8 protein-coding genes are annotated in these 7,899 nt (G+C 63.9%); 1 reads left to right on the forward strand and 7 read right to left on the reverse strand.

Going from position 1 to position 7,899, the window contains the following annotated elements:
• Nucleotides 1-74: 74 nt before the first annotated feature.
• From HX803_RS19200 to HX803_RS19230, 7 genes are all read right to left on the reverse strand, one after another.
• Nucleotides 75-527: an alpha/beta fold hydrolase gene (locus HX803_RS19200; protein ID WP_178922618.1), complete on the reverse strand. Its 453-nt coding sequence runs from the start codon at nt 525-527 to the stop codon at nt 75-77.
• Nucleotides 520-1,269 (reverse strand): DNA-binding domain-containing protein, encoded by a 750-nt coding sequence (locus HX803_RS19205; RefSeq protein WP_178922620.1) that lies wholly within the window; start codon nt 1,267-1,269, stop codon nt 520-522. Before HX803_RS19205 ends, HX803_RS19200 begins: the two co-directional genes overlap by 8 nt.
• The gene (locus HX803_RS19210; RefSeq protein WP_178922622.1) at nt 1,266-2,090 is read right to left on the reverse strand and encodes a DUF692 domain-containing protein; all 825 of its coding nucleotides are present in this window, start codon (nt 2,088-2,090) and stop codon (nt 1,266-1,268) included. The genes HX803_RS19205 and HX803_RS19210 overlap by 4 nt, the downstream gene beginning before the upstream one ends.
• 162 nt (nt 2,091-2,252) lie before the next feature.
• On the reverse strand, nt 2,253-2,525 hold the full coding sequence (locus tag HX803_RS19215; RefSeq protein ID WP_176995414.1) for a hypothetical protein: 273 nt from the start codon (nt 2,523-2,525) through the stop codon (nt 2,253-2,255).
• A gap of 27 nt (nt 2,526-2,552) precedes the next feature.
• Nucleotides 2,553-3,314 (reverse strand): alpha/beta fold hydrolase, encoded by a 762-nt coding sequence (locus tag HX803_RS19220; protein WP_176995413.1) that lies wholly within the window; start codon nt 3,312-3,314, stop codon nt 2,553-2,555.
• Between the two features lie 12 nt (nt 3,315-3,326).
• On the reverse strand, nt 3,327-3,764 hold the full coding sequence (locus HX803_RS19225; RefSeq protein WP_178922624.1) for a DoxX family protein: 438 nt from the start codon (nt 3,762-3,764) through the stop codon (nt 3,327-3,329).
• Nucleotides 3,761-4,033, reverse strand: a complete 273-nt coding sequence (locus HX803_RS19230) for a DUF2282 domain-containing protein (RefSeq protein ID WP_178922626.1) — start codon at nt 4,031-4,033, stop codon at nt 3,761-3,763. The genes HX803_RS19225 and HX803_RS19230 overlap by 4 nt, the downstream gene beginning before the upstream one ends.
• Before the next feature lie 574 nt (nt 4,034-4,607).
• On the opposite strand from HX803_RS19230, the gene HX803_RS19235 reads away from it, so the two are divergent.
• Nucleotides 4,608-7,424, forward strand: coding sequence for a winged helix-turn-helix domain-containing protein (locus HX803_RS19235; protein WP_178922628.1), 2,817 nt, complete (start codon nt 4,608-4,610; stop codon nt 7,422-7,424).
• The last annotated feature ends 475 nt before the right edge of the window (nt 7,425-7,899 follow it).

Consider the following 7,899-nt stretch of genomic DNA (forward strand, 5'->3'; position numbering starts at 1 on the left):
CAGGTGACGAAGGCCTCTAGAGTAAGGGCAGACGGGATTTTTTTCAGTGGCCTATTGCCTGGCTGTCAATATTTTCATGTTCGCCAATGCCCGGTCTTCGCCATCAGCGCCACCGCCTCGGCAAACCCGGGCTGGGGTAGCGTGTTCAGCGTGACCAGCCCCACGCAGCGGGTGGGCTTCAACGTGGCCGCCTTGGCCGCCACCCGCGCGCCCTGCTCCACGCCCGCCAGGACGGCCTCGGGGATATGCAGGGCGTTCATCAGTTCCAACACATCCTGGCCCAGTGTCCCGTCGTCACTGTCGCGCAAGTACGGCACGATCACCCGAAACCCTTGGGCCGCCAAAGGCCCAGTGACGGCGGCAAACACCTGGGTGTCGGCCGCCAGCAAAATAATCGCGTGCCCCTCTTCCGGCCCGAAACGCTCGTAGAGAATTTCCTGTTCATCGGTGCTGACCGTTTGCACGGCAAACGCCGGCGCGCACACCGCTACCGCCGCCAGCAGCATAAAACCTCGACGATCAAACATCCCTCACCCCCACAATCAATTCACTGCCCAGCCACGTGGCGAGGTATTCGCCCGCGCGCATCACGCCAGCCTCTTCGCCCAGACGTTCCACCAAAAACTCGCACAGCCCGGCAAAACTGCCGTGGGCCTGCACCTGTTGCAGCGCCGCCAGTTCCAGCGCATCCACCTGGCGCAGGCGCGAGGTGAATTGGCGACGCCACACCAACAGGCCACCCGCCTGTTCCAGCATCACCGCTTCGGGCGCCTGCGTTTCCTGCCACAGCGCCGACCAGATCGCCTCGGCATTGGTCGTCAGCCCATGGCAACGCAGGGACGGCGTCAGGCTCAGCACGGCCGTGTCCCAATCCAGCTCGGCCAACACCTGCGGGGCAAGTGGCTCGGCGTCGGCGGCCACGAACGCCTCATTCAGGGCCGATTCGATCCAGGCCAGTTCATGCACATCGGGGTTGCGCGGGAACACGTCTTTCAAGGTGGCGTAGAAACCTTCCGGGTAAGCATCCAGGGTCCAGGCATGGGGCGGGTGGCTGTCGATATGGGTGATGCTCGCCGCCAGGAACGCCTCCTCGCCGACCCACCGGCGCAGGTGGGGAAACGCTTGTTCCAGGCAGCCCACCAACTGGGCGCGGTAGTTGTTCTGGTACACCGCCAGGCCTGCAGCGTTATTGCCGAGCAACTGCGCAGACTCATCTGACGCGCTCACCAACCAGTGGCTGAAGACCTGTTGCAGTTCCGCCAGGTTCATCGCTGCGCTCCCAACGCCCGTGCCCTCGACAACTCACGCAGCAGCTCGGTGAGCGGCGGAATCTCATCATCGCGCTCGATCATGGTGGCCACGGGACCGAGCCGGGTCATGGCCTCGGCATACAGTTCCCAGACCCCGGCGCACACCGGGCTGTCATGGCTGTCGATCAACAGCTCGCGGCCCTGGCTATGCCCGGCCAAATGCACCTGGCGCACGCGCTCGACGGGGATGCCGTCCAGAAACGCCAGGGCGTCAAAACCGTGGTTGCTGGCACTGACGAACACATTGTTGACGTCCAGCAGCAGTTCACACCCCGTGCGCTTGGCCATGGCGGCGATGAATTCCCACTCGCTCATGGACGCGCCATCGAACGCCAGGTAGCTCGACGGGTTTTCAAACAGCATCGTGCGGCCCAGCACGTCCTGGGCCTGATGGATATTGGCGCAGACCCGGTCGAGGGCCTCATCTGTATAGGGCACGGGCAACAAGTCATGGGCATTGAAACCCGCACTGCGCGACCAGCTCAGGTGGTCGGAGACGAACAGCGGTTCCACCTCGTCCACCAACGACTTGAGGCGCTGCAAATAATTGGTGTCCAGCCCTTCGGCGGTGCCGATGGACAGGGACACACCATGCAGCGCCACCGGGTAACGCTCGCGTACCTGGCGCAGGATATGGCGGGGCTGGCCGCCTGCGACCATGAAGTTCTCGGAGATCACTTCGACGAAATCCACGGGCACCGAGGTTTCCAGGAAGTCGCAATAGTGCTCCTTGCGCAACCCCAGGCCGTAGCCGGAAAAGTGGGGGTTGGATATGGACATTCGAGGCTCTCCATCAAAACTGTGGGGCGGGCTTGTTGTGGCGAGCAAGCTTGCCTGCGCTGGGGTGCGAAGCGCCCCCGAAAAAGCCGGAGACTGCTGCGCAGTCAGCGGGAGCAAGCTCCCTCGCCACAAAAAGAGCCCGCCCCCACAGGGGGTGAGGCGTTATTTAGGTTCAGTCAACGTGCCACCCGCCTTGAGGCATTCGGACGGGGTCTTGACGATCACGCCTTCGCCCTTGCAGCTGTTGAGGCCCTTGCAATCGTTCTTGGCCGTGGCGCACAGGCTGGTGCCCTTGCAGGTGTTGACGCCGTAGCAACGGCCGGGCTTTTCCGCCTGGTCGGCGGCGCTGGCAGCAGTGGCGAACGAGGCAGACGCCATGGCGATCATTGCAGCAGCGGCAGCGAGGCTCAGGCGGGATTTGAGTGCAGTGTTCATGGGTGTTTCTCCAGGGGGGTGGGTGAATTACTTGATGACGGAGGCCGCGTCTTCGATGACCTTCGCCACAGCCTCAGGCTGGGAGATGTACACCGAGTGGCTGGCCTTGATTTCGGTGACCTTGGAACCGGCGCGCTTGTACATCCAGCGTTGCAAGTCGGGGCTCAAGGCACGGTCTTCGGTGGACACCACGGCGTAGGTCGGCTTCTTGTGCCAGGCCGCAGCCCACACGGTGCCGCCGAACAGCGCAGTGGTGGCCGGCACTTGGGAGGCGGCCATGAAGTCGGTGCGGTTGGTGGTCAGGTCGGCCGCAAAGTCGGCGTTGAATTTGGTGCGGTCGAAGAACAGGTGGCCGTCGCGGCTCGGCTTGATGTCATCGCTGGGCGACGGCATGGAGCCGATCAACTGGGCCATGTTCTCGCCCACTTCCGGTTGCAGCGCCGAGACGTAGACCAGCGCCTTGACCTTGTCGCGGTCGCCGGCAATCGAGATCACCCCGCCACCGGAACTGTGGCCCACCAGCACCACCGGGCCGACTTGCTGCTCCAGCACTTCGCGGGCTTCGGCCACGTCGGCGGCGAGGTTTTCGTGGCCTTGATGCACCACGGTGACCTTGTAGCCCTTGTGAATCAGGATGTCGTGCACCACGCGCCAGCCGGAACCGTCGACAAACGAACCGGGCACGATCACCACGCTTTTACCGGCGCCAGGCTGTGGGGCATCGGCTGCCTGGGCGAACATAGGAACCGTCAGGGCCATGGCAATGGCCAGGGAAGAAAGCATACGCATTGGAACTCTCCATCACAGTGAGGAACGTTGGCCTGAGATCAGGCGGTCGAGGGACCAGGCACCGCCGCCGTAGGCCAGCAACGGCAACAGCAAGCCCGCCCAAGTCAGGTGCACCGGCCAGGCGTCGGGGTACACGAACACCTCGATCACCAGGGTCATGCCCAGCAGCGCGGCGGCGGCCGGGCGGGTCAGCAGGCCCAGCACCAGCAACAGCGGGAACAGGTGCTCGGCATAGGTCGCCAGGTGCGCGGCCCAGTCGGGCGGGATCAGCGGCAAGGCGTATTCCGAGCGGAACAGCGTGTAGGTCGACGGCTTGAGGTTCAGGAAACCCGTGACCTTGGTGCGCCCCGACAGAAAGAACACCGCCGCGATCCCCAGCCGCGCCACCAGCAACAACAACGCTTCGGGCAGCAGGCGCTGGATCAGCACCGCCAGGGCCGCTCGGCTCATGGCTGCTCCGTCAGGCTGCCGTAGCCTTTGGGGGTCTTGATCTGGGTGCAGGTGCCTTTGTCCACCAGCACCCAGGCGTTGCCCTGGTAGTCGGCGGTGGCGGTGCCGGCGCACGAGGTGCCCTTGCCGGCTGCGCAGTCGTTGGCCCCGGCGAGGGACACGCCAAAGCACTTCTCTTGGGGTTTGGCCTCATCGGCGTGGGCCACGGCGGCGAAGGCGCTGAGGGACAGGGCAAGGGTGGCCGCGAGGGCGGCGTAAGGACGCTTCATCGGTGTATCTCCTGGCTTGACTGAGTGTGGCCAGGGCGCGTGTGACGGGGGTTGACCGCCGGCGCCGGCTGGTGAACAGAGTTAAAGCCAGGCGTGTATCCGGTCTGTGTCGCGAACGCGATAGAACGTCATGCCGGTGTATCAGGATGGGGCGTGGATACAGTTCGATACACAGCCAAATAACAGACGCCAAACCACCGCCGTTTTATTCGGCATCCCGAACGACACAATTAGAAATATTCGCCTTTCCGAACGCAGCCGCTTGCGAGCGTTCGACGACCGCAAAAATCACCATAAATTTCATGCGGTTGTTGTCATCTTTGTTACATGCCAACTGGCATACATTCTGCTTTATCCGTGTTTCTGGTAATAAAATGTTTCAGCTCTGAGACAGTCTCATCCCCTGAAACACGATCCGTGAAACGCCTATAAAAACGACCATGCCCCAAAGGAGGGCGGCCTTCCGACTTTTTGATCGACATCAACTTTCCAAGACTGCTGCTGCACATCTGCACCCAAAAGGGCGAATGGCCTGATCGCCAATAACAAGCCCGACTATAAAAAGGACGAATTGATGAGCTCGAGCAAGAACCACGCAGTGTCCTGTATGGACGCAGACCCCCTGGCCCCGGCAGCCGCCGAGAGCGCCATTGGCTTTGGCCCCTTCCTGTTACTGGCACGCCAGCATGTATTGCTGCGCAATGGCGAGCCCGTCACCCTCGGCAGCCGCGCCCTGTACCTGCTGATCGCCCTGGCCACCCGCGCCGGCGAACTGCTGGAAAAATCCGAACTGATCTCCTTTGCCTGGCCCAAGGTGGTGGTGGAGGAATGCAACCTGCGTGCGCAAATCGTCGCCCTGCGCCGGGCCTTGGGTGACGATGGCAACTTCAGCTACATCGTTACCGTGCCGGGCCGGGGTTATCGTTTTGTAGCACCGGTAACGCTGCAAACGGCCAGTGAAGACAGCTTGCCGGTGCCCTACGTGCGCGTCGAAGAAAGCGCCCTGCCGACGCCTTGCGCCGAAGTGATCGGCCGCGACGGCTTGATCGCCAACCTCGCCGACCAGGTGGTGAGCCAGCGTTTCGTGACCCTCACCGGCCCCGGTGGCATCGGCAAGACCACCGTGGCCATGGCCGTGGCGCAGCGACTGGCCAGCGACGCCGACCTGGCCACCTGCTTCGTCGACCTGGCGCCCGCCACCAGCGGGCAATGGGTGGCCGGCATGCTCGCCAGCGCCCTGGGCATCCAGACCATCAGCGACGATCCACTGCACAGCATCACCGCCACCCTCGCCGAGCGCCGCTTGCTGCTGGTGCTCGACAACTGCGAACACGTGCTGCCCGCCACCGCCGCTGCCGTGGAAAGCCTGCTGCGCCACGCACCCCACTGCTGCGTGCTGACCACCAGCCGCGAGCCACTGCGCGCCGACGGCGAACGGGTGCACGACCTGGCACCGCTGCAAGTGCCGGACGAACACGCGCGTCTGAGTGCCAACGAAGCCCTGGCCTGGTCCGGCGTGCGCCTGTTCGTGGAACGCGTGCGTGCCCTCGACCCCGATTTCGTGTTCCACGACGCCGACGTGGCGGCGGTCAGCGCCATCTGCCGCAAACTCGACAGCAATGCCCTGGCCATCGAGATCGCCGCCGCCCGGGTGCGCACCTTTGGTATCCAGGACCTGGTCGGGCTGCTCGATGGCAGCTTCCGCCTGCAGATGACCGCCCGACGCACCGCCCTCGCCCGCCACCGCACCCTGAGCGCAACGCTGGACTGGACCTACGCCATGCTCAGCAGCGACGAACAGGCGATGCTGCGCCAACTGGCGGTGTTCACAGGCTCCTTCACCCTCGACGCGGTCAAGGCCATGACCGCCAGCAGCAGCCTCGACCCGCGTAACGCCTTGCCACTGCTCGAAAGCCTGATGGACAAGTCCTTGCTGATCGCCGGCGAATCGCAGTTGCTCAAGCGCTACCGCCTGCTGGAAACCACCCGCGCCTACGCCCAGGAAAAACTCACCGAGCACGGCGAAACCAACTTCACCGCCCAGCGCCATGCGCGCTACGCCTTGGGCGTGTTGCAGGAAGCCGGACAGACCCTCGACGGCCTCTCGCCGGAAACCTGGCTGGCCCTCTACGGGCCCGAAATCAACACCATCCGCTCGGCCCTCGACTGGGCGTTCTCGCTGGCCGGCGACCTGCCCCTGGGCATCGAACTGACCCTGGGCGGCGTGCCGCTGTGGCTGCGCCTGTCGCTGGTCAGCGAGTGCCGCACCTGGGTCGAAAAAGGCCTGGCGAGCAACAGCGTGGCCCCCCTGCCGCAGCGCCAGCGCATGCTGCTGCAGACGGCCCTGGCCAGTGTGCTGATGCTCACCTACGGCACCGGCGGCCCCATGCGCGAAGCCTGGCGCCAGGTGCGCGAAGACGCCCGCGACCTCGGCGATGCCGAACACAAACTGCGCGCCTTGTGGGGCCTGTGGACCGACCGCTGCGGCTGCAACCAATACACCGAAGCCCTGGAACTGGCCGAGCGCTACATCGCCCTCAACAGCAGCGGCAACCAGCACCTGCTGGGCAAACGCATGCGCGCCGTGGCGCTGTTCCACATGGGCGACCTGGCGGGCGCACGGCAGAACATCGACGAAGCCCTCGGCTCGCCGTCGGCGCCACGTTCGCACATCATCGACGTGCATTTTGACCAACGCATCGCGGCGCGCTGCCTGAAGGCCAAGGTGATGTTGCTCGAAGGTGACGTCGATCCGGCGCTGCGTTTGATCGGCACTTGCGTGGATGAAGCCATCTCCCTCGATCACCCGGCGACGCTCTGGTACACCCTGTGCCTGGGCGCGATTCCGCTGGCGTTGCTGGCGTCCAACCTGCCCAAGGCGCGGCATTATTTGAGCTTGCTGCAAGACAGCACCACGCGTCAGGACCTGCACATTTGGCGGCAATTCCGGTTGTGCTTCGAGAGCATTCTGCTGATTCGCCAGGGGTCGCCGGAAGAAGGTGTGCCGCAGCTGGGCGAGGCGTTGCAGCAATTGCAGGGCCAGGGGGATAGCCAACTCTATAGCCTGTTGCGCTGTGAATACGCATTGGGCCTGGCGCGCCTGGGGCTAGAGAAGCTGGCCTTGGAGGTGTTGGAGGATACGCTGCAATTGGCGGTGGGCCGCCAGGAGCGTTGGTTTGTGCCGCAGATGCTGCGGATCAAGGCGCAGTTGACGTTGCGTCAGGCGCAGTATGGGTCGGTGGATAAGGCCAAGGTGTTGTTGCGCCAGGCGTGGGTGGATGCGCAGTTGGCGGGGGCGCATTTTTGGCGGGCGCAGATTGCGGCGGATTTGGCGCGGTTGCAGGAGCCTAAATTGCGGATTGCTTCGTTGCCCAGGTTTCAGCATCGCTGAGGGGGTTGGCTGAGTACATATCCGTTATTTGCGTAACGGCTGCTTATGGTTCNNAGCACAGCGGCCTGACAGCCGGCTTGAGTGGTGTGGAGCAAAAGCAAAGGCAAACGCGACCCACTGTAGGAGCCGGCTTGCCGGCGATGGTCGCCAACGATGACGCGATAATCCAGACAGAACACTGAGCCCCACTGTGGGAGCTGGCTTGCCTGCGATGGCATCAACGCGGTGTACCTGATTCACCGAGGTGTCTGCATCGCCGGCAAGCCAGCTCCTACACGTATCCGCTTTTGATCCAACCACTCAGGTCGGCTACCAGGCCGCCGTGCTGTTGCTGTTGCTGTTGCTCTTGATTTTGATCTTAGGCGCCCCGTCAAACACGCTGGCCGAACGCAGGCTTGAATCCGTGGGTAACCCGGCAGGACGCCGGGTTAGCCGCCCCGCGCCATGGATGGCGCGTGGCGGCGGCCCACGGATT

It is taken from the genome of Pseudomonas sp. P7548, from assembly GCF_013386585.1.
GTDB lineage: Bacteria > Pseudomonadota > Gammaproteobacteria > Pseudomonadales > Pseudomonadaceae > Aquipseudomonas.